The sequence below is a fragment of the Sphingobium sp. genome (assembly GCF_003248505.1).
GTDB lineage: Bacteria > Pseudomonadota > Alphaproteobacteria > Sphingomonadales > Sphingomonadaceae > Sphingobium.
In genome coordinates, this window is sequence record NZ_QFOA01000022.1 from 14,035 (window position 1) to 35,032 (window position 20,998).

Genomic DNA, 20,998 nt, shown 5'->3' on the forward strand with positions numbered 1-20,998 from the left:
CGGGCCCGAAGAGGCCATACGCACAACCATTATCTTGGAGGGGTATTCGACATGGCTGGGATGAAGAGCCTCGCGGCGATTGCGGCGCTTGGCATGGGGATAGTCGCGTTCGGCGCTCGCGCTCAGGATATCGAGCCAGGCGCTGCTGAGCCGACAACGAAACAGGCCCCCCGGCAGGTGGCGAAAACCGTTCCGCCTGCCCTTAGGACACAGAAGAGCGGGGCCGCTACCTGGCAGCCCCTCGCTGAAGATGGCATCGCCCTGGCGTTGAACTACACAGGCGAGGCCGCCGCCAACGCGACCGGCGGCTTGCGCCGGGATGCCGCCTATACCGGGCAGATCTACATCGGGGCCGATCTCGATTTCGGAAAGATCGCCGGGCTGGACGGGGGCACTCTTCACTTTGCCGTTACCAACCGCCACGGCAAGAGCCTTTCGCAGATCGCCATCGGCAACAACACTTCGGTTCAGGAGGTGTGGGGCACGCAAAACACCCACCTCGCCATTCTCACATGGGAGCAGAAGCTGTTTGGCGGTGCGCTCGATATCGAGGCAGGCAAGAGCCAGGCGAACATCCATTTCCTGAATTCGCCGCTCTATTGCAACTTCCAGTCCAACTCGACCTGCGGCAATCCGACCTTCGTCTTCAAGAACAGCAATTTCACCTACTTTCCGGCGTCGAGCTGGATGGCCAGGGCTAAAGTGAACATTGCCGACCGCTGGTTCGCGCATGTGGGCATCTATGAGGTCAATCCCAACCGCAAGCGCGCGAACGACGACGGGTTCAGTTTCAGCTTCAAGGGCGGCACCGGCTTTATCGTGCCTTACGAGCTTGGCTATGCCTCCGACTTCACCACCGATCGGCTGCCTCGTCATTATATCCTGGGCGGCTGGATAGATCGCGGCGACTATGCCGACCCGCTGCGCGACGACCGCGGTGGCGTCGCTATCCTGACGGGGCGGCCTGCCGCCACGCTCAAGGGACGAAGCGGCATCTACGTCCGGTTCGACCAGATGCTGACGCGACCCGATCCGGCGTCCGAACGAGGGCTGTCGATATTCGGAGTGGCAATGACCAACCTTTCCGGACGGGTGGAAGAGCGGCATTTTCTGGAGCTGGGCCTGCTCCAGACCGGCACCTTCGCGGGACGGGAACATGATACGATCGGGTTCGTGGTGAATCGGCAGAGCTTCTCCGACCTGGCAATGGAGCGCATGCGGGCCGCCCGCATTTCAGCGGGCGGCGACGGCAATATCCATCGCAATCAATATATGATGGAACTTGCCTACGGCGCACAGATCGGGGCGGCCATCCGTCTGTCGCCGAACATCCAGTACATCCTCAATCCCGACCAGACCGGCGCACCCTTCCGATCCACCGGTATCAAGAACGCGCTGGTATTCGGGTTCAAGTTTACCATAGACGCGTTGCCGTTGATCGGCGGTATGCGGTGACGATCCACCGCAGCATCCGGGAATAGTTCCCCGAATGTCCCTTGTCGGCGCAGCCGTCTGGATATCTACCAGTTGAACCGGAGTGACGCCATAACCGTCCGCGCTGCGCCGTAGTAGCAGCTGTTATTGAAGGGGCAGGCCGTGATGTGTGTCTTGTCGAACAGGTTGGCCGCATTCACCGCCAAGCTCCAACCCTCCAGGCCGGGTGCGGCCTTGCCGAGATCGTATCCCAGCATCGCATCGACCAGCGCGAACGCCTTGGTGTCGAACCGCCGGAATGTGGTCACGTTGTTGACGATCGCGTAGGTCGTCGTGCCGTCTGACCCTCCCACATAGCGCAGGCCCGCGCCGAAACTAAATCCAGCCAACGCTCCGCTTGCCGCGCCGCTCTTGCCGAAATCGTAGGAGAGGAAGGTGGAGGCATTCCATTTGGGTGTGCCAAGCTGGCGCGTGCCGGTGGTTGTCGGCGTGCCGGAGTTGGTCGCGGTTGCCGGAATGGCAGGGGTGCCCTGCGTTATGATCGCATCGGTATAGCTTGCCGCCGCCACGACATCGAAGCCCGGAACTATTTCGCCCCGCCCTTCGAATTCCACGCCGCGAACGCGTGTTTCGCCGATCTGTATTTGCGAGGTCGAGGGGATGCCGTTGGTGCCAGCTGCCGGATCGGAAACCGGTACGTTCTGCCGCCGCAGGTCATAGGCGGAAAGGGTAAAAATCGCACCCGTGCCGACAGGCTGATATTTGAAGCCGCCCTCGTAGCTACGCCCCGTCACCGGAACGAATGGTGTGCCTTGCCAAGTGGCGCCTGCCTGCGGCTCGAACGATTCTGAATAGCTGAAGAACGGCGAGACGCCGAAGGAGAATTCGTAAAGCGCACCCAGCCGCATCGTGAATGCTTTTTGCGAAAGCAGAGCAACGCTCCTGTTTTTCAGATTGAGCGTGTTCTGATCATACCAGTCCTGTCGACCGCTTGCGATCAGCTGAAGGCGTCCAATCGAAATCTGGTCCTGAAAATAGATGCCGAGCTGATCGCGTTTGCTGTGGCCATTCGTGTAGGCACTCGATAGCAGCCTGAGGTCGAAGCTCGGCATGACGCCGCCGTACACGGGGTTGAACAGGTTGAGATTGGGGATGCTGGTCAACGGGTTTGCGGTCTGGCCCGCGTTGAACTGCTGAACATTCTCACCGGTGATGCGCTGATAGTCGACGCCGACCAGGATATTGTGCGCGATGCTGCCGGTATCGAAGCGGGCATTGATGCTGTTGTCGATCGTCGTCGTGTCGAAATCCTCGTCCGCCCCGCCGCCGCCGCGGACGATGGTGCCGAAGTCCGAATTGCGGTTCGCTCCGGTACCCGTGGTCGTGAAGCCGGTGATATAAAGTTGGCGATAGGAGAGCTTGTTGTTTTGAAAGCGCGCGCTCGACCGAACGGTGAGGTGTTCGTTCAAGGCATGACGGAAGAAGAAGGCGACCGACTTCGCCTTGTGGTTGTAGCGCTCATAAGCCGGATCGCCGGTATTGATGTCGCGGGGCAAGGTTCCGCGCCCGCCGTTGTCGAGCACCGTGCCATAAGCGGGAACGCCGGAATAGCCGCCGCCGCTCGGCGAATGCTGATAAGATGTGACGAGGGTGAAGCTGGTGTCCGCATCGGGCGCAAAGGTGACCATCGGGCTGACATGATAGCGCTCGCTGAACGTCCCGCTCGTCAGGCCGTCGCCCTTTTGCCAGCCGCCGACAATGCGAGCGAGCAGTCGCCCGTCCTTATCCAGAGGCTGGTTCACATCGCCTGTAAAGCGTAGCGTGTCATAATTGCCGATCTGACCTTCGAAGCGCCCCGATGCCTGCTCTTCGGGCATTTTGCTGGTGAGGTTTACAAGGCCGCCGGGCGTGGAATTGCCGTAGAGCACCGATGCGGGCCCTTTCACCACATCGATATGGTCGATGCGGTTGAAGTCGATCTGCGGCATCGAATAGGGGCCGGCGAGAAGGCGCATGCCGTCCAGAAACACGCCTGGCGCAAAACCGCGTAGTATGAGCTGGTCGTAACGCGTCACCATGCCGCCGCGCTGATTGGGCGAGACACCCGCGACATAGCCAAGCGCCTGGTTTATCGAGAGTGCGTTGCGGCGAACGAGTTCCTCATTGTCGATGACAGTGATGGACTGAGCGGTCGCCATCAGCGGCGTATCAGTCTTGGTTCCCGATCCGGTCTGCTTGTCCTTCAGGCCGGTCACGACGATCGCTTCACTCGAACGTGCGGCTTCGGCATTCGCGCCTGCATCGCCCGCCGCATGGACAGGCATTGCAACAAGTGCGACGACCGCGATCGGGGCGGCACCGAGAAGGCGAGTGCGCATGTGATGCCGCTTGGCTAAAGCCGGACGATGTGCAGCGTCGATCATATATCCCCCTGATCTGTTACGACTGATTCGCATTTGCAGTTATTGGCATCATTAGCTAGACGCAACCCACTTGCACGAGGGGGAGCAGTTTTGACCGGAAGACGCGCTGCTGGAGGAAAGCCAAACGTACGCGGCGCTGCCGCCATGGGGCTGCGCGCCTTCACCGCTCTAGTCGGCGGCTACGCCGCGGCGGCAGGCGTCGCATCGCTGCTGGCCAGATCGCTTCCTGTCGCTCGTGTCGAAGCAACGGCATGGGGCATGATTTTTTCTTTTGCGATCTTTGCAGCTCTTGGGCTTTGGGCCTTTCACGAGGCGAGGCTGTCGCGCGTTGTCCTGCTGATCTGGGGACTGTCGGCTGCCTGCATTGCGGTCACGGCGATGCTGGGGCCGCGCGCGTGAAGACAGTGTTGCCCGATCAGAAAAGCCTTCGCCAGTCGATGGCGTGGGTGCATACTTGGCTCGGCCTGCTGGCTGGCTGGATCCTGTTCGCCATGTTCCTCACCGGAACCGCAAGCTATTTTCGGCCTGAAATCACGACATGGATGCAGCCGGAAATTCACTCCGGAACAGTCTCGCAAGGGCATGCGGCCGAGGCAGCGGTGCGATACCTCCGGTCGACCACGCCCGACGATTTGCAATGGTACATCTATCTGCCCGACGACAGGACGCGCGTAACCAGGGTGTTTGCGCAGTCACGGCCCGATCCTGACCCAAAGGCGCCGCCGCCGCCGCGTCGGCCCGAGTTCAAGCTCGATCCGGCCACCGGTCGGCCGGTCGCTGCGCGCGACACGCGCGGCGGTGAGCATTTCTACCGTTTCCATTTCCAGCTCCAGCTACCGCATCCCTGGGGGCGCTGGCTGGCGGGCCTTTGTGCGATGTTCATGCTGGCCGCGATCATATCCGGCGTGATCACCCACAAGCGGATCTTCATCGATTTCTTCACCCTGCGATGGGGCAAGGGGCAACGTAGCTGGCTCGACGCTCATAATGTCTCGGCGGTGCTCGCGCTGCCCTATCATGCCATGATCACCTATACCGGCCTCATTACCTTGGTGATGATGTATATGCCGTGGCCGATAGCGGCCAACTATGCCAACCCGGCGGACTTCGGCGTGGAAGCCTTCGGTCGGGAGCTGGAGGATGCAGCGACGGGCCGCGCCGCGCCGCTCGTCTCGGTCGGGTCATTGATCGACAAGGCGTCTCGCGAATGGACCGGCGGCGCGGTTAGCGCCGTCATCGTCCGCAATCCGGGCGATGCAGCCTCCACCGTGACGGTCCAGCGCAGTTCGGCCGATGGCCTCAATGCGCGCAGCGGTTCGATCACCTATGCCGGCGCCACGGGTCAAAAGATTTCCGCCTCGCCACCGGTCGGGCCGGCGATCGGCACTGCCGGCGTCATGCTTGGCCTGCATGAGGGCCATTTCGCCGGCCCCTTGCTGCGCTGGATATGCTTTCTGCTTGGCTTGACCGGCACGGCAATGGTGGGGACCGGCCTCATTCTCTGGACGGCCAAACGCACGAAGAAGGATGCCAGCCCGTTCTTGGGCATGCGGATCGTCCAGCGCCTCAATGTGGGGGCCATCGCCTGTTTGCCTGCGGGCATGGCGGCATTTCTGCTCGCCAACCGCTTGATCCCGGTCGAAGTGGCGGGACGTGCTGCATTGGAGGTTTCGGCAATGTATTGGGTGTGGTTCGGCATGGCGGCGTTGTTGTGTTTCCGGCCGATCGACCGCGCATGGCCCGAAGGGCTGGCGATTTCCTCGATGGCGTTTCTGGCGATACCGTGGGTCAATATGGCGACCACGGACCGTGGCTTGTTCGTGAGCCTGGCAGCAGGTGACTGGCTGTTCGTCGCTTTCGATCTTGCGGTGATCGCGATAGGCGCTGTGCTTGCATTCGCGGCATGGAAGGCCGCCGCGCGCCGCAAAACAACACCCGGCGTCGTCAGGACCCGCCGCGCGCAGATCGGACGGAAGGTTGCCGATGCAACTTGAACCAGGACTGGTGGCTTATGCCGCGTTGGCGACCCTCTCACTCACACAGAACAAGCACAGGCCGCATCGATCGGACCGCTTGATTCCGACCCGTGGCGCGGCGAAGCCGCTTGGCATCGCCCTGTTGTTTCTGTCGGTCCTTTCGGCATGGCTCCTTCAGGGGCCTGCGCTTGGCAGCGTCATATGGTTCGCGCAAACGTCCATCGCTGCTGTCGCGCTGGTGCTGCTCCTGTCGTGGAAGCCGCCCTTGGCTTTCTTCCTTGCACGGTTCGCCGCGATCATCGGTGTGGTCGGAGCCATTGTGTAAATGGGTCGTGGTCTTCGATCTCGACTTGTAATGGTTCTGTGCCGGTCACCTGTGGGATTGAAGCTCGCATCAAGAAACCGACGGGGTGATCAAACATACAAACGAGTTTAGGCAAGAGGCGGTGCGCATCGAGCTGCCGGCGGGTTGCCACGCGACAGGCTCGGCACCTTCTCGCCAACACAGCCCATGGCGGTTGACTGAGGAAATCCCGCTCGGCACGCGCCGATCATAGACCCGGGGCCTGCCGTGGCTCGGGGGAAAACGGCCATCGCCGCTACCGGTCGATGACTACGCGAGTAGAGAGGGCTATTCGCCTGTGCGGCAAACGATTGAAGCTCGCTGCATAGAGCGTAATCTTGTTGAGTGAATCATGAGGGGGATTCACGCGGCCTGATTTTTCTGATTCAAACCGTTGGCTGGGCAGGAGGGTAGCAGGGATGAGTCGAGGCTATTCGATAGACCTTCGTGAGCGTGTAGTAGCGGCGATGTCGTTGGGCGCTTCGGCCCGAGCGGCTGCGTCGCAGTTTGGACGCGTCTTGAAGGAAGATGAACTGATCGGCTGTGTGAGATAAGGAAGAGGGCGTGCGGCCATCTTCCGCACCGATTCGCTCCGCCGATATCTGTGGATCGGTCCGGTCGCCTCAGTTGCAAATCTATGGGAGGAGTGCGTAACGTTACAACATGACGAAGCGGTGAATTTCGGGAACTGCGCTCTACCGAGGGAGGACGTTATGACCAATGACATGTATCGCGCGGGGATTGCTCGGTCCGGATTGAAACTGGCAGCACTGTCGCGCCCTATATTGCTGGCGGCGGCGGCGCTCCTGATGACCGCCGCGCAGGACCCGGCACGCGTGACGCCGATGACGCCAGACGTCATCGACCATTTCGAACAGACGCTGCCGTCGGCGGACTTCATCCGGCGCGAGGTGATGATCCCGATGCGCGACGGGACCAAGCTCTACACCGTCATCATGATGAAGAAGGGCGCCAAAGACGCGCCCATCCTGTTGTCCCGCAGTCCCTATGACGCCCACGCCGCCGCGAACCGCGTTCCCAGCCAGCGCATCGTCGACAATCTCGACGTCATGGACACGGAGTTCGCGCAAGACGGCTATGTTATCGTTCATCAGGACATACGCGGCCTGCACCGGTCGGAAGGCACATATATCATGAACCGGCCGATCGTCGGGCCGCTCAACGACACCGGCATCGACGAATCCACCGACGCCTACGACACGATCGACTGGCTGGTGAAGAACGTGCCCGAATCGAACGGCAAGGTCGGGATCATCGGGTCTTCCTATCTGGGCTTCACCACGCTGATGGCGGAAATCAACCCGCATCCGGCGCTCAAGGCCGCGGTGCCCGAAAGCCCGATGGTCGACGGCTGGATGGGCGACGACTGGTTCCATAACGGTGCCTTCCGCATCAGTTCGTTTGACTATGCGGTTAGCCAGGGGTTCAACAAGGGTGACGGCGGCGGCGAGTTCGCTCTGGGCAAGGGCGACCATTATACCCGCTATCTCGAGGCCGGATCGGCGGGCGATTTCGCAAAGATGCTGGGCATCGAGAAGGTCCCCGGCGTCCGCAAGTTCCTTGAAAACCCCGCCTATACCGATTTTTGGTCGCTCCAGGCGGTCGACAAGTGGCTCGCTGCGCGGCCGCTCACGGTCCCGACCATGCTGGAGGTCGGGCAGTGGGACCAGGAAGACAGCTATGGCGCACCGGCGGTCTATCGCGCGCTGGAGCCCAAGGACAGGAATAACGATATGGTCACGCTGGTGATCGGGCCATGGCGACATTCGGGCGCCAACCATGGCGGCTGGAGCCTGGGCGCGCTCGACTTCACCGGCGACACCGCGCGCGAATGGCGCGTGAAGTGGTTGAAGCCGTTCCTCGACCATCATTTGAAAGGTGCGCCCGATCCGCACACGCCGCCGGTGCTGACCTACGCGACCGGCATCGACCAATGGCAGACATCGCCGCGCTGGCCGATGGGCACGCAAACGCCGCTCTATCTGGCGGCCGATGGCAAGGCAGGGTTCGAGAAGCCGACGGCGGCGGGCCATGACGACTATGTCAGCGATCCGGCGCATCCCGTTCCCTTCATCCCCCGCCCGATCGACATGGGCGACGCAAAGCAATGGAAGCCCTGGCTGGTGCACGACCAGCGCTTCGTGTCGGATCGCCCGGACGTTGCGGTGTGGCAAACCGCGCCGCTCGACAAGCCGGTTCACATCATGGGCGCGCCGCAGGTCGAGCTGTTCGCCGCGACCAGCGGCACCGACAGCGATTGGGTGGTAAAGCTGATCGACGTCTATCCCAACGACGTGCCCGAACCCGCCGACCAGGGCGGCAAACCCTCCATGGCTGGCTATGAACTACCCATCGGGATTGAGATTTTCCGGGGCCGCTATGTCGACAGCTTCGCCAAGCCCGTTGCGCTCAAGCCCGGCAAGGTCGAGCATTACAGCTGGGCGCTCCCCAATGTGAACCATGTGTTCCTGCCCGGACATCGGATCATGGTGCAGGTGCAGTCCAGCCTGTTCCCGCTCTACGATCGCAATCCCCAGACCTTCGTCGACAATATCATGTGGGCAAAACCGGGAGACTATAAGACAGCCACGCAGAGCATATGGCGCGGCGGCGCCACGGCCAGCGCGGTCATGCTGCCGGTGGTGCCATGACCTGGAGGCCATGAAGAAATATGTGTTAGGCGTCGGCGGTCGATATGTCGGCCAAAGCTTGCCTCTCCACTATGGCATGCCGCGATCCGGCGTCACCGCGGGGCTCGTCCTGGGTCACGGCGCCTGGCGCTCGTACGTGCCAATTTCGCGCAGCTTAGGGACTTCGGCTTCGATCCGCTCGCCATGCTGCCGGGCGAATGGGCTATCATGCTCGTCGTACTCGGCATCGGCTTCGCCGCGGCGCTGGTCCCCGCCATTCGCGTATTTCGCCTCAACCTTGCGGACACGCTTTCCCGGTCGAGTTAGGAACTTTGTCCATGCGCATGCCCCTTCTAGCCACGATTCTGGTCGTTGCGGCCATTCCTGCCGGCGCTGCCATGCAATTGGGCAAGCAGGCACCAACGAAGGATATCTGGCAACCGGCGAAGACCCCGCCGGGAGCCACGCCTTGGTCCCTGTTGCAGCAAGCCAAGATCAACGACCGCAGGGACGAAGCGACGATGGCGATCTTCACGAAGCCGACGTTCCCGGCGGCGGTCAAGGCGCTCGATGGCAAGCGGGTCAAGGTTGCCGGTTGGATGATGCCGCTGGAAAATGGCCGCAAGCAGGAACATTGGGTGTTGCTTGGCTACCCTCCAGGCTGTCCGTTCCACATGCACGCGCTGCCAAATCAATTCATGGAGATTAAATCCGCAGTCCCTTTTCCGACCGATGAGAGCAAGGTGCATGTGGTCACCGGCACGCTCCAACTGACCGGCTACGATGAAAGCGGCATCTTTTATCGTCTCGTCAACGCCCGGCCCGGGTGAGCCACGATGGAGCGGCACGCTTTGAGCGCAGCATAGCGGCAACTCGACGTGACTTCGTCATACCGGAATATCATGTCATCCCATGTCCGCGCTTAGATATTCGTTGCGTAATGCCGCTTTGTCCTTTCGTCATGCCATGATGATTGCGCCAGCCGCGGTCTCGCAGCGTCCCGACAATCTGAAACCGTCCGGGTCGATCTGGACGCCCGCCGCCACGCCGCCGGGGGTATATCCTGGGCAGTGCTGGAATCGACCAAGGAAATCCGGCGGCGTCAGGCTGGTACCATCTGTTTCAAGCCCGCCTTCTCGTCCCACGATGCGCGAACGCCGCGAGATGTGATCGCGGACTTAAAGAGTATGCGACCATGTGTCTGCCTGTTTCAACCGTTTGTCGCATCGCATCCGGCGCCTCGCTGCTCCTTGGCGCGCCAGCGCTTGCTTGCTGCATGCACGGCTTTGGCTTCGGTGAGGCGGATATAGCGGTGGCCATCGATTATACCGGAATGACGTACGGGCAACAGCTTGCAGCTTAGGAGGAAGCGCTCGCGCAGTACGAGCGAGAAAAGGCTGCCAAACTGGAGCGCACGAAAGCCGCCTTCGCCTCAAGATTCAAAGCCGATCCCGCGCCTACTAAGGTCGCACAAACCAACATCGGATCGCGATTGCCGGCGGTTTGAGCGCCCAGTTTGCACGTTTCGGTTCATGAAAACAAAGGCAACATCTGGTTACAATCTGTAGCATGTTATATTGTAACGTATGAAAATTGAGGGTAGAGCCGCTGCCGCAGCGGTGAGCGCCACATGCGCCACGGCAATAGGATCCAAAAGGACGTGGATCGGCAAAGGGGTATTTTCATGCGCATCAGCTTCTTTCTATCGACCTGCTCGGCGATCGCCGTGCTCGCTTCCGCCCAGTCCACGCTGGCTCAGCAGGTGACCGCGTCGCAAGGAGCGGGCACCCGTCATGAGCAGCGATCCGCGGACATCATCGTGACCGCACCCTTCGAGCGCGAGCGAACCGACATTCTATCCGGCACTTCCGTGCTTCAAGGAAGCGCGCTGACGCAGGCCGTACGCCCCTCGATCGGTGAAACGTTGCAGCATACGCCGGGCGTATCCGCCACCTCCTTCGGCCCCAGCGCGTCGCGCCCGGTGTTGCGCGGTCTGCAGGGTGAGCGCGTGCGCGTTCTGGTGGACGGGATCGGATCGATCGACGTGTCCAACACCAGTGTCGACCATGCGCCGGTTGTGAACCCGTTGCTTGCCGAGCGCATCGAGGTGCTGCGCGGTCCGCAATCGCTGCTATACGGCGCGTCGGCCATCGGCGGCGTCGTCAATGTCATCGACAAGCGCATTCCGCGCACCGTTCCCGACGAACCCGTCCATGTCGATGCGCTGGCCACCTATGGCAGTGCCGCCGACGAGCGCAGCGGCGCAGGATCGATCGACGTGCCGCTGGGCGACCGGTTCGTTGTCCATGCCGACGGCAGTTACCTCAAGTCGGACAATATGCGCATCGGCGGCTACGCCCTGTCGCCGCAGGCCCGCGCCCAGGCGCTCGCCTCCAGCATGCTCCCGCCCGAAGAGGGGGCAGGGGAAGAGGAGCCGATCGATTTCGCGGCCAACGCCGCCGTCAGGGGAAAGCTGCCCAACAGCCAGAGCAAGACCTGGACGGCTGGCGTCGGCGCCGCCTTCATCACCGATACCGGCAATCTGGGCGTGTCGTACAGCCATTATGACAGCCTCTACGGGGTGCCGATCCGTTATGCGACGCTGCCCGGGCAGGAGCAGGAAGCGCCCCGGCTCGACCTGGCGCAGGACCGGGTGGATCTGCGCGCCGAGGTTGAAACGGGCGGCACGATTCTCAAGAGCATCCGCGCCCGCGCCGGTTACGCCACATACCGCCATTTCGAACTGGAAGAGAATGGCGATGTCGGCACAGCCTTCTACAACAGGGGCATCGAGGCCCGCATCGAACTGGTTCAAGCCGATCATGGCGCCTGGAAGGGCGCCAGCGGCGTCCAATATTTCTCGCGCGACTTCAACGTCGTCGGCGACGAAGCCTTCCTGCCGAAGAACAGTACACAGCAGTTCGGCGTCTTCACGCTTCAGACGCTCGATTACGGCGCGCTGAAACTGGAGGGGGGCGCCCGCTACGAGCATAGCGAGCTTGAGGCGAAGCCGCTCCAAGACCAGCCGCAATTCTTCGCGGGCAGGCGGACATTCGACACGCTGTCACTGTCCGGTGGCGCGTCATACGGGCTGAGCGAGGATTGGCGTCTGGGCATCAACCTTTCGCGCACGGTACGCGCGCCATCGGCGGAGGAACTGTTCGCCAACGGTCCCCATGCGGGTACGCAGGCGTTCGAGGTCGGCAACCCCGATTTCAACACAGAGCGTGCCGTAGGCCTTGAAGCCGTGCTGCGCGGCAAGGGCGAAAATTACAGTTTCGAGGCATCGGCCTATCACAACTGGTTTTCCAACTTCATCTATGAAGGGCTGACCGGCGAGGAAGAGGACGGGCTGCCCGTCTACCAGTTCGCGCAGGCCAAGGCGCGCTACTACGGGTTGGAAGCTCAGGGATCGGTCACGCTGGCGAAGTTCGGCGACATGAACCTCGTCGCCGATGCGCTTGGCGACTATGTCCATGCGCAGATCGTGGGTGCCGGGCCTGCGCCCCGCATCCCTCCGCTACGCCTGCTCGGCGGCCTGGGCGTGACCAGCCCGAAGGTCGACGTGCGCGGCGAGGTCGAATGGACCGACGACCAGAAGCGTGTCTCCAACTTCGAGACAGAGACCAAGGGCTATACGCTGGTCAATGCCGCAGTGAACTTCCGCCCCTGGGGCAACGAGCGGCCCTTGAGCTTCGCGCTGTCGGCGAACAATATTTTCGATGTCGTCGCTCGTCGCCATGCGTCTTTCCTCAAGGACTTCGCTCCCCTGTCCGGACGAGATATTCGCGTGTCGGCGCGGGTCAGCTTCTGACGGATGGAAAAATCCCGCCGGGCTATAGTGGCCCGGCGGGATCTACGATGAGCGACAGACGATGGCTTCCGGAAAATCAGTGGCGATGCCCGGCATGCCGCAGCCGCCAGTTCCCGACATGCGCGGCGATTAGCGCGACACTGCCGAACACGCTGATTGGTACATCCCAGCGCGTTCCTTCGTAGAAAAGCGCGGCGATCGTCAGCAGCGTGAGGCCGATCATTCCCGCCACGATCGGCCACGAACGACCATGATGCGACCGTCCCATGAACAGGGCAGCGGCGCTGGAAGGAATTGCCACAATCAGCATCAGCAGATGGAAACTCTCTGGAATCGGAACCAGTCGTGAAAGTGCCGGCAGCGCGAGAAAAACCAGCGGAAGCGCCAGACAATGGGCGATGCACAGAAAAGAGGCGCCCAGGGCGACGCGTTCGAACCAATCCTCGGATGCATCTTCGCAGCCCGTAGATTGGGGAAACTCACCATTGCGCATCTTGGACATTGAAGCGTAATGTTGCAACGTACCCCATCCGGCAAGGAATTTATTGTTTAACGGGATGTAGGTCGGCCCGAACCGACCTTCGCTGTGCCGCCGTCCATATATCCTCATACGGCGCGAAACATGCCGACATCGGCTCCATGGGATATGGCACGGTAAAAGCGATGAACTGGCAACAAAAAGATACAGACTTTAAATTGTTATGATATAACATTTGCTATCATGATGTGGCATCCTGCGTATGCAAATCTCGACCTAAGGACAAGTTTTGCCCGCCCAATGCGAACGATATCGGGAGTTGATAGAAGCGATGTTTACTGAGGATATGGTGCACAAAGCTTTGCAAACCTGGTGCGACAACGTCGTGGCAGTGGGCAAGGCTCATTCCGAAGGCGGAGACGCCCGCGCCGTCGCCGCACAAGTCCTGCGCGACAATTATGACTATGACAATGGCAAGGTTCTGTTCAAGCCAACGCTGACCTTCGGCTCGCAGACCTATCGCACCACGAAAGAGGGTGCGCTTGCCTATTTCACCGGCGGGGACGAGAATTTCCCCGATGACAAAGGCTTCAAACTGAAGCCGTGGGTCAAGGTGTGGTATAGCAAGGAGGATTTCATCCTTCATGGCGATCTGGCCATCGTGCAATGCAACGTGCATTTCATCGGGGCGGATGACAGCCACATCTTTGTGAACAAGAGCTTTGTGTTCAAAGAGTGCGCGGATGGCAGGATCCGGATCATCCTGCACCAATCGTCTTTGCCTTATCAGCCTTGATGTTGGAGCGCGACGGATCCGTCTTCGCGCTATCCAGCGAGCCACCGGTAACGCGCCTGCATCCCCGAAGGCCGCGGTGAGAGTCACGATGGGTCGCCGTCACATATTCGAACAGCCCAGCTTGCTGCAAAATAGACGCGTCGGCTCCGGCGCGCTAAATTCTGTGCCTCGGGCGCACGGCCACCCTGATCGACCCGCGCCGTGACTGCGGCCAGGATGGAGCGGCTGGTGGCGATTGCGGGTGATCGTGCCGCCTTGGACTCCATTGCGCGCCCTGACGCGGCGCTGGCGATCTGGTGGCGCCAACTGCCGCTGCCAATCAGAATCGCACTGGAGGGTCTGGACCTTCAATCCCTTGCCGATCTTTCCGTAGAGATGGACCTCAGCGGCTCTGTTCTCAGCGCCTTGCGCTCTGCCGGGTATCCCGAACCATCTGCGACGGCATTGTCTCCAGACATTGACCTGCTTGTCCGGCGTCACGCAGCACTGACGGGAGACGATCGGCTGCACGTGCAGCTTGCGGTGGTCGAGAGCGATCCGGGCAGACGCTTTCACGCCGATAGCGTCTCATTGCGTTTGCAATGCACCTATGTGGGGACGGGCACGCAATGGTGTTGCACCGATGGTCAGGACGCGATCTGCGAAGTGCCGACCGGCTCGGTAGGCGTGTTCAAAGGCCGGTCGCTGCTCAACCCCCCACCTGTCCTCCATCGTCCACCGCCGTCCGGTGCACCCCGCCTTGTGCTGACAATCGATCCTGTCGAAGAACTGAACGCATGATCGCAGTCGTCAAGCAGGGACATGGTGGGTTCAGAGCATAGGCGTTTACTCGCGCCCTATCGGATAGAGCAGATAGCGATCGTCGAAATAGCGTGTGCGTTCGTAGAACCAGGCGAGGCGGGCATTGCCATCTGCCGCGAATGCAGGGTCGGCGGCGAGTTTCGCCTCGAACGCTTTTTTGAGCGCGGGATCGTTCGCCAGCATTCGCTCCGCCAGCGGCGCAATCGCATAAGCTTCGATATATTCGGTGCGCTGAAGCATGGCCGGAAAGAAGTTCCATGCCAGCACTCCGTCCGCGCTCTCCGGCTCGAGCAAGGCTGCCGCCAGCAGGCCAAGCGGCTGATCGGACGGCACCCGCACCGATCCGGCCGGGAATGTTTCGCTGCGGCGACTATGTATAAAGCCGCCGGCAGTGAGCGGCACCCGCCCCTCGTTTGCCGCCTCCAGCTTGGGATCTGCGATACGCACCATGTCGAGTTCCATCGTGCGCGGCGCATCGATGGTTTCGAAACGAATGCCGTGCAGCTTGAGCCGCGCGATCACTTCGGGCGCTGACACCGGCACCCACCAGGCCTTCGGCAATCGCACCGACTGGTCCGGCGCTTCCCCGAAGACCGGCATCTTCTGCGTGACCGGACGGCCCAGCCAGCGAATCTCATCGCGCCCCGAAGCGACCGAACGATAGCGCTCATGGGCAATGCCGAGGAAATCGACCGTATAGATCGGGTCCTTCAACGGCTTCCACCGGACCACCAGATCGGAAGGCCGCTCAGCCCGATCGGCATCGATCGCCGTCCGCAAGCCCGGTCCTTCGCTGCCGACCAATTTCAACGCTTCTTCGATAAACACATAGGTGCCGAGCACGCGCTGGCGATAGGGCCGCAGGGACAGCGTTTCGACAAGGATCGTCGGCACATGGCGATAGTCGCCGTAGCCGGTCGAAAAGCGCGGCGTGTCGGGATCGTGGCTGATCCCCTTGTCGGGATCGCGGTTGTCGACCGCGCTCACATAATGGCCTGGCGTGTGGCCCGCGCGCCTCAGCGCCACGTCCATAGCAGGGCGCAGTTGCGTGTCGAGCCAGCGACCGATGGCGGGCGATTTCGCATAATATCCGCGCCAGCCTGAAAAAGCATAGGCGACGTCATATTGATGATCCATGCCATCGGTAACGTGCAGGTCCAGGTAGAGCGTCGGGTCGAGGCGGGCGATGAGAGCGATCATCGCCTGCATTTCCGGCGCATCGGCCTTCAGATAGTCGCGGTTGAGGTTGAGATTCTGCGCGGTGGTGCGCCAGCCCATCGAATGCGGACCGCGCTGGTTCGGGCGGTTCCATGGGCTTGCGCGCTCATGCCCGTCGGCGTTGAAAATGGGCACGAAGACAAGGTCGACCTTGTCGAGCAGACTGTCCTTGCCGCGATGCGCGATATCGCGCAGCAGCATCATGCCTGCGTCCTTGCCATCGATCTCGCCCGAATGGATGCCAGCCTGAACCAGAAGCACCGGCTTGCCTGTCCCCCCTTTGCTCGCGCGCACAAAGTAAAGGTCGCGGCCTTGCGCCGTCTTGCCAAAGCTCTCGATGGAAAGAAGGCGGGGCGCGGATGCGACCAGCCGGTCGAGCCAAGCGCGCGTCGCGGCATAATTCGGCGTGTCGACAAAATTCACGCGCTCGGCCGGCGTAATCCAGGGATCATCGGTGCCGACGATCAGCTTTTCGCTGGCACCTTTCCATGGTGCGAGCGGCGGCAACGGCGCCTCAAGCGACTGGGCCAGCGCCGGATGCGCCGCTATGAACAAGGCCAGAGTCAAAAGCCGACGCATTGAAGATCCCCTTTATCCGATATGCTCCCATGGCCCCGTTATAGCCAATGTCTTGGCAGGACTATAGGCGTTGACATAGAGGGTGCGGCCATTTGGCGAGAAGCAGGCACCGGCAAGCTCGGTCTGAGCGGTAAGGGCACCGAGCACATAGGTAGCGCCAGCCGGTGTTACGCCGATCAGGCGATTGGCGACGACCTTCGTATATTGATCCTCGCACACGACAAGATGGCCGTTCGGCGCTACCGTCAGATTGTCCCCGAAGTCGAGCATCGCTTTGCTGCGCGACTCGACGAACAGCTGAAGGCGGTCGCCCGTTCGTCCGGGCCGCAGTCGCATGATCTGGCCCAGTTTGGCCGCACCCCCGGAAGTGCAGCAAAAGAACAGCTCGCCATCCCCCCAGTGAATGCCTTCGCCCCGCGCGAACTGCAATGCGCCGGCGCGGTTGCCGCGGAGGCGCAGATCGTCGTCCGGGGCATCGGTCCCGTCGAGGTCGATCCAGCGGACTGGTAGCCAGTCGCCCTCGACGATATCCGCGCCGGTCCAGTTGCGGCTGTCGGTTCGTGCGGGATCGAGCAGGGCCAGCGCTTGCAGGCGACCGCCCGCCATAAGCGTGCCGGGGCGGTCGGGCAGATATCGATAGAGCAGCCCATCGTCGCGATCTTCGGTCATATAGACGATGCCGGTACGCGGATCGACTGCTGCGGCTTCGTGGTTGAAGCGGCCCATGGCGCGGATCGGCTGCGGATCGACAAGTCCCCGCGCTGTCGCCGGAATTTCGAAGACCCAGCCATGATCCTGTCCGACGCCATTGCCGGCTCGTGTCATGTCCTCCTCGCAGGTCAGCCAGCTGCCCCACGGCGTCGTGCCCCCGGCGCAGTTGCGGATCGTGCCGGCGAGGCTCAGATGTTGCGAAAGCGTTCGACCGCTCGCACCGTCGACGACGATCGTAGTCGTGCCGCCGGGAAGCGCGCGACCGTCGTTCAGCCGGTCATAGGCCAGCAGATCGCCCGCCGCCCCGCGCAAGGCGCCTTGGTCGATGCCGTTCGGGGAGAGTTCGTGGTTGCGGACCAGCGCGTGACGTCCGCCGGGCAGCGGGAAGCAGCCCATGCCGTCGGCGCGGTCGGGCACGACGTGTCCATCGCTCATCGGCTCACCGAATTGCGAGACGATGCGATAGGAAAAACCCGCGGGCAGATCGAGCAGGCCCGCCGGATCTGGAAGTGTCGGCCCATAGCCGGTGGGTGGCGACCCTGCACCGGTCAGCAAAGCTGTCCGTTCAGCGCAGCCCGCGATGGCCAATCCGCCCAGCGCCGCCGCCACGCCGGTGGCGAAGCGGCGGCGATCGATCCGCATAGACTTTACGGCGATATCCTCCCGCTCTTCAGCCTTCATTCCAGTCCCCGGTTTCGCAGCAGCGCGTCAGGCGACGGCATCCTGCCTCGAAAAGCCGTATAGCTTTCGATCGGGTCACGGGTGTTACCCCGCTCAAGAACTTCGTGGCGCAGCTTTGCGGCCTGTGTGGGGTCGAAGATGTTGCCAGTTTCCTTGAACGCCTCGAAACCGTCGGCATCCATCACTTCCGCCCAGGTATAGGCGTAGTATCCCGCAGAATAGCCACCGTCGAAGATATGGCTGAAATGGGCAAGGCGATGCCGCATGCCGATTTCGTTCGGCACGCCGAGGTCCTTGAGCTGGGCCTCTTCCCACGCACGGGCGTTGAAATTTGCAGGCAGGCCGGTCAGCGAATGCAGACGCATGTCCAGGATCGCGGAGGACAACTGCTGGACCGTCAGATAGCCCTGGTTGAACGCTCGCGCCTTGATCAGGGACTGAATCATCGCCTCGGGCATGGGGTCGCCTGCGGCGTTGCGCGCATATTTGCGCAGCACTTCGGGTTCCAACACCCAATGTTCGTAAATCTGGCTTGGAAACTCCACAAAGTCGCGCGAGACGGCCGTGCCAGACAGGCTCGGATACCGCACCTTGCTGAGCAGGCCATGGAGACCATGGCCGAATTCGTGGAACAGCGTTTCGGCTTCGTCCACCGAGATCAGCGCCGGCTGCCCCGGGGCGGGCGGCACGATATTCTGGTTGTTCACGACGATTGCCAGCTCGCCAAACAGGCTGTTCTCGTCGCGCAGACTGTTCATCCAAGCACCCGGGCGCTTGGTGGGGCGAGCAAACCAGTCAGCGTAGAACAGGCCGATCTTGCGCCCGTCCGCTTCGCGCAGTTCCCAAACGCGCACCCCGTCGGCGTAGACGGGCACGTCCTTCCTTTCGTGCGCAGTAATACCGTAGAGCTTGTTCGTGGTATCGAACAGCGCGTCTACCCAGCCGTCGAGCGGCATATATTGTTTGATCGCCGCCTCATCGAGCGCATAGCGTTCCTTGCGCACCTGCTCGGCATAGTAGCGCCAGTCCCAGGGTTCGACCTTGACGATCCCGTCCTTGGCCGCGTGGGCGGCGATATCGCGCGACTCCTCTTTCGCGCGTTCCAATGCGGGGCGATAGACCTTCATCAGTAGGTCCATCGCCGCCGCCGGCGTCTTGGCCATTTGGTCTTCGAGCACGAAGTCGGCGTGGCTCTTTGCCCCCAGCAACTTTGCCCGCTCGATCCTCAGCGCGACCAGCTTGGCGATGGTGGCATTGGTATCGTTCGCATTGCCGTTGTCGCCGCGCATCACGAACGCGCGCCAGATTTTCTCGCGCGCTCCCCGGTTGGGCGATGCCGTCAGGAAGGGCTCCGCCGCCGATCGCGTGGCGGGGAACAGGAAGCTGCCGTCGCGCCCGGCCGCCTTGGCGGCAATTGCGGCGGCGCTTTGCTGGTCGCCGGGCAAGCCGGCGACCTCGGCCTTCGTCAGAACGACGTCGTTCGCCTTCTGGTCGGCCAGCAGCTTCTGCCCGAATATGACGCCGAGCGTCGCCAATTCCTCATTGATCGCCGCTACCCGCGTACGTGCGGCTGGTTGCAATGCCGCGCCTGCGCGGACAAATTTCTCATGCGTTTCTTCGAGCAGCCGGGCCTGTTCGGGCGTCAAGTCCAGCGTCGCGCGCGACTGCCACAGCCGATCGACCCGACCGAAGAGCTTCTGGTCGAGGAAAGTCTCGTTCGAGAGGCGTGTCAGCTTGGGCGTGACGTTCTCCTCGATCGCCTGGATCGCATCGGTCGCGTCGGCGGAAGCGACATTGAAAAAAACACTGGAAATGCGTCCGAGCGGGCGACCGGCACCCTCCATCGCCTCGATAGTGTTGGCAAAGGTAGGCGCGGCGGGATTGTCGGCAATGCGCCGATAATCTGCACGTGCGGCTAGAAGCGCGTCATCGAATGCCGGCTCATAATGTTCCGGCCGAATCCGGTCATAAGGCGGTACGCCATCGGGTGTCCTCCATTCGCCCAGCAGCGGGTTGGCCGACTGGTCGGCTGAATTGGTGGCGGCCGGTTCAGCGGCGGTGGCGGAGAGGGGCGATACCAGCATGGCAATAGGGGCGGTACAAGCAAGCAGACGCAAATTCAAACTCCACAAATGGGTGATGGGGAGGCCGTTGGCAAAGGCCGCGCGGCCTCATGGTCGCCAGCCGTGCGGCTGTCCGCAGCGCAATCTGTGCAAAGCCCGCGCAACTCGACAACGGTCCGGTCGACGGCAAAGCCGAACCGTTCCGCGCGATCCTTAAGCCCGGCAACGACTATGGGATCGGTGAGGAGCTGGACCGCATGGCAGTGATCGCAGACGAGGCACCCGTCGAAGGATTGCTGCCTCAGCATATAGGCCGACAGAGATTCCACACGATGGACCAGGCCCTGATCGATCAGCCGTGCGAGCGTTCGATAAACCTGGTTGGGCACGACCGGTTGGCCGGCGGCTATGGACCGGTCGGAAATGTCGTAGGCGCTGATCGGTCGGTTCGACCGGGCAAGCAGGTCGAGGATAAGCGCGTCCAGATCTTCTGGATGTCGCCGAGCGCGCAGTCGCAATTTCGTGCTAGCTTTATGGAGCGAAAGGGGCGCGGCTCGCACGATCAAACCCGTGTCGGATTTGGCAGACCTGCATAGACTGCCTCCGCATCGAATGCGGCTTCGCTCTCGACGCGATGCAATCTGGCAGGATTTTCGTCTGCAAGGGTATCGAGGTCGATCCGACGATAGAAGCAGGACCGGAAGCCGACATGGCAGCTTCCGGGTCCGTCGATCGTTACCGCCAGGACCAGGGAGTCCTGATCGTCGTCAATCAAGATGCGCTCTACCTTCTGCGTAAAGCCGCTATGTTCACCCTTGCGCCACAAGGCGCGGCGACTGCGCGACCAGAAATGCGCCTCGCGCGTCCGCAACGTTCGCTCCAATGCCTCGACGTTCATATAGCCCAGCATCAATATCGTCTGGTCTTCGGCATTGACGACGACGACGGGCATCAGCCCCTCAGCATCGAAGCGGGGTGCGAGATCGCCGCCTAGCTCTACCTGCTCGACGCTCGTGCGTTCGGCGAACAT

The 20,998-nt window shown here is 61.8% G+C and carries 16 protein-coding genes and 1 pseudogene; 9 read left to right on the forward strand and 8 right to left on the reverse strand.

Annotated features, from left to right (window positions below; all coding sequences use genetic code 11):
* Window positions 1-60 precede the first annotated feature (60 nt).
* On the forward strand, window positions 61-1,455 hold the full coding sequence (locus DI606_RS09580; protein ID WP_293982153.1) for a carbohydrate porin: 1,395 nt from the start codon (window positions 61-63) through the stop codon (window positions 1,453-1,455).
* A gap of 65 nt (window positions 1,456-1,520) precedes the next feature.
* Here DI606_RS09580 and DI606_RS09585 read toward each other — a convergent pair whose 3' ends face one another.
* Window positions 1,521-3,812, reverse strand: coding sequence for a TonB-dependent siderophore receptor (locus tag DI606_RS09585; RefSeq protein WP_293982091.1), 2,292 nt, complete (start codon window positions 3,810-3,812; stop codon window positions 1,521-1,523).
* 189 nt (window positions 3,813-4,001) lie between these two features.
* Here DI606_RS09585 and DI606_RS09590 point away from each other — a divergent pair, with 189 nt between their 5' ends.
* From DI606_RS09590 to DI606_RS09600, 3 genes are read left to right on the forward strand one after another with little or no spacing between them, the layout of a single operon-like run.
* Window positions 4,002-4,256: a hypothetical protein gene (locus DI606_RS09590; RefSeq protein ID WP_293982094.1), complete on the forward strand. Its 255-nt coding sequence runs from the start codon at window positions 4,002-4,004 to the stop codon at window positions 4,254-4,256.
* Complete coding sequence (locus DI606_RS09595) at window positions 4,253-5,851, forward strand: PepSY domain-containing protein (protein WP_293982097.1); 1,599 nt, start codon at window positions 4,253-4,255, stop codon at window positions 5,849-5,851. Before DI606_RS09590 ends, DI606_RS09595 begins: the two co-directional genes overlap by 4 nt.
* Window positions 5,841-6,158 carry a DUF3325 family protein gene (locus DI606_RS09600; protein ID WP_293982099.1) on the forward strand — a complete coding sequence of 106 codons (318 nt, stop codon included), beginning with the start codon at window positions 5,841-5,843 and terminating at the stop codon, window positions 6,156-6,158. The genes DI606_RS09595 and DI606_RS09600 overlap by 11 nt, the downstream gene beginning before the upstream one ends.
* Window positions 6,159-6,332: 174 nt before the next feature.
* On the opposite strand, the pseudogene DI606_RS09605 reads toward DI606_RS09600, so the two are convergent.
* Window positions 6,333-6,427, reverse strand: a pseudogene (locus DI606_RS09605) (IS5/IS1182 family transposase); the annotation flags it as partial.
* Between the two features lie 462 nt (window positions 6,428-6,889).
* Between DI606_RS09605 and DI606_RS09610 the strand changes: the two are divergent.
* The 3 genes from DI606_RS09610 (at window position 6,890) to DI606_RS09620 (ending at window position 12,641) form a co-directional block, all read left to right on the forward strand.
* Complete coding sequence (locus DI606_RS09610; protein WP_293982101.1) at window positions 6,890-8,848, forward strand: CocE/NonD family hydrolase; 1,959 nt, start codon at window positions 6,890-6,892, stop codon at window positions 8,846-8,848.
* Between the two features lie 317 nt (window positions 8,849-9,165).
* Window positions 9,166-9,657 (forward strand): DUF3299 domain-containing protein, encoded by a 492-nt coding sequence (locus DI606_RS09615; protein WP_293982103.1) that lies wholly within the window; start codon window positions 9,166-9,168, stop codon window positions 9,655-9,657.
* A gap of 854 nt (window positions 9,658-10,511) precedes the next feature.
* Window positions 10,512-12,641 (forward strand): TonB-dependent receptor, encoded by a 2,130-nt coding sequence (locus DI606_RS09620; RefSeq protein ID WP_293982106.1) that lies wholly within the window; start codon window positions 10,512-10,514, stop codon window positions 12,639-12,641.
* A 76-nt stretch (window positions 12,642-12,717) separates the two neighbouring features.
* On the opposite strand, the gene DI606_RS09625 is transcribed toward DI606_RS09620, so the two are convergent.
* A complete protein-coding gene (locus tag DI606_RS09625) occupies window positions 12,718-13,143 on the reverse strand; it encodes a MerC domain-containing protein (protein WP_293982108.1) in 426 nt (141 codons plus the stop codon).
* 307 nt (window positions 13,144-13,450) lie between these two features.
* Between DI606_RS09625 and DI606_RS09630 the strand changes: the two genes are divergently transcribed.
* The gene (locus DI606_RS09630; protein ID WP_293982110.1) at window positions 13,451-13,915 is read left to right on the forward strand and encodes a hypothetical protein; all 465 of its coding nucleotides are present in this window, start codon (window positions 13,451-13,453) and stop codon (window positions 13,913-13,915) included.
* A 216-nt stretch (window positions 13,916-14,131) separates the two neighbouring features.
* Window positions 14,132-14,695 (forward strand): DUF1826 domain-containing protein, encoded by a 564-nt coding sequence (locus tag DI606_RS09635; RefSeq protein ID WP_293982112.1) that lies wholly within the window; start codon window positions 14,132-14,134, stop codon window positions 14,693-14,695.
* Window positions 14,696-14,740: 45 nt separating this feature from the next.
* Here the strand turns inward: DI606_RS09635 and DI606_RS09640 are convergent, their stop codons facing one another.
* The 5 genes from DI606_RS09640 to hisI are packed head-to-tail and all read right to left on the reverse strand — an operon-like array spanning window position 14,741 to window position 20,998.
* Window positions 14,741-16,513, reverse strand: coding sequence for a M14 family metallopeptidase (locus tag DI606_RS09640; RefSeq protein ID WP_293982115.1), 1,773 nt, complete (start codon window positions 16,511-16,513; stop codon window positions 14,741-14,743).
* A gap of 12 nt (window positions 16,514-16,525) precedes the next feature.
* Window positions 16,526-17,905 (reverse strand): alkaline phosphatase PhoX, encoded by a 1,380-nt coding sequence (locus tag DI606_RS09645; RefSeq protein ID WP_293982118.1) that lies wholly within the window; start codon window positions 17,903-17,905, stop codon window positions 16,526-16,528.
* The gene (locus tag DI606_RS09650) at window positions 17,902-20,022 is read right to left on the reverse strand and encodes a M3 family metallopeptidase (RefSeq protein ID WP_293982121.1); all 2,121 of its coding nucleotides are present in this window, start codon (window positions 20,020-20,022) and stop codon (window positions 17,902-17,904) included. The genes DI606_RS09645 and DI606_RS09650 overlap by 4 nt, the downstream gene beginning before the upstream one ends.
* Window positions 20,023-20,024: 2 nt before the next feature.
* Entirely contained in the window at window positions 20,025-20,486 is a 462-nt protein-coding gene (locus tag DI606_RS09655; protein WP_293982123.1) for a Fur family transcriptional regulator, read from the reverse strand.
* Between the two features lie 44 nt (window positions 20,487-20,530).
* Window positions 20,531-20,998, reverse strand: coding sequence for a phosphoribosyl-AMP cyclohydrolase (gene hisI / locus DI606_RS09660; protein WP_367119470.1), 468 nt, complete (start codon window positions 20,996-20,998; stop codon window positions 20,531-20,533).

Excerpts from the sequence above, each read along its gene's own strand:
- DI606_RS09580 (WP_293982153.1), top strand. The coding sequence starts at position 61 with ATGAAGAGCCTCGCGGCGATTGCGGCGCTTGGCATGGGGATAGTCGCG.
- DI606_RS09585 (WP_293982091.1), bottom strand. The coding sequence starts at position 3,812 with ATGCGCACTCGCCTTCTCGGTGCCGCCCCGATCGCGGTCGTCGCACTT.
- DI606_RS09590 (WP_293982094.1), top strand. The coding sequence starts at position 4,002 with ATGGGGCTGCGCGCCTTCACCGCTCTAGTCGGCGGCTACGCCGCGGCG.
- DI606_RS09600 (WP_293982099.1), top strand. The coding sequence starts at position 5,841 with ATGCAACTTGAACCAGGACTGGTGGCTTATGCCGCGTTGGCGACCCTC.
- DI606_RS09610 (WP_293982101.1), top strand. The coding sequence starts at position 6,890 with ATGACCAATGACATGTATCGCGCGGGGATTGCTCGGTCCGGATTGAAA.
- DI606_RS09615 (WP_293982103.1), top strand. The coding sequence starts at position 9,166 with ATGCGCATGCCCCTTCTAGCCACGATTCTGGTCGTTGCGGCCATTCCT.
- DI606_RS09620 (WP_293982106.1), top strand. The coding sequence starts at position 10,512 with ATGCGCATCAGCTTCTTTCTATCGACCTGCTCGGCGATCGCCGTGCTC.
- DI606_RS09625 (WP_293982108.1), bottom strand. The coding sequence starts at position 13,143 with ATGTCCAAGATGCGCAATGGTGAGTTTCCCCAATCTACGGGCTGCGAA.
- DI606_RS09630 (WP_293982110.1), top strand. The coding sequence starts at position 13,451 with ATGTTTACTGAGGATATGGTGCACAAAGCTTTGCAAACCTGGTGCGAC.
- DI606_RS09635 (WP_293982112.1), top strand. The coding sequence starts at position 14,132 with ATGGAGCGGCTGGTGGCGATTGCGGGTGATCGTGCCGCCTTGGACTCC.
- DI606_RS09640 (WP_293982115.1), bottom strand. The coding sequence starts at position 16,513 with ATGCGTCGGCTTTTGACTCTGGCCTTGTTCATAGCGGCGCATCCGGCG.
- DI606_RS09645 (WP_293982118.1), bottom strand. The coding sequence starts at position 17,905 with ATGAAGGCTGAAGAGCGGGAGGATATCGCCGTAAAGTCTATGCGGATC.
- hisI (WP_367119470.1), bottom strand. The coding sequence starts at position 20,998 with ATGTTCGCCGAACGCACGAGCGTCGAGCAGGTAGAGCTAGGCGGCGAT.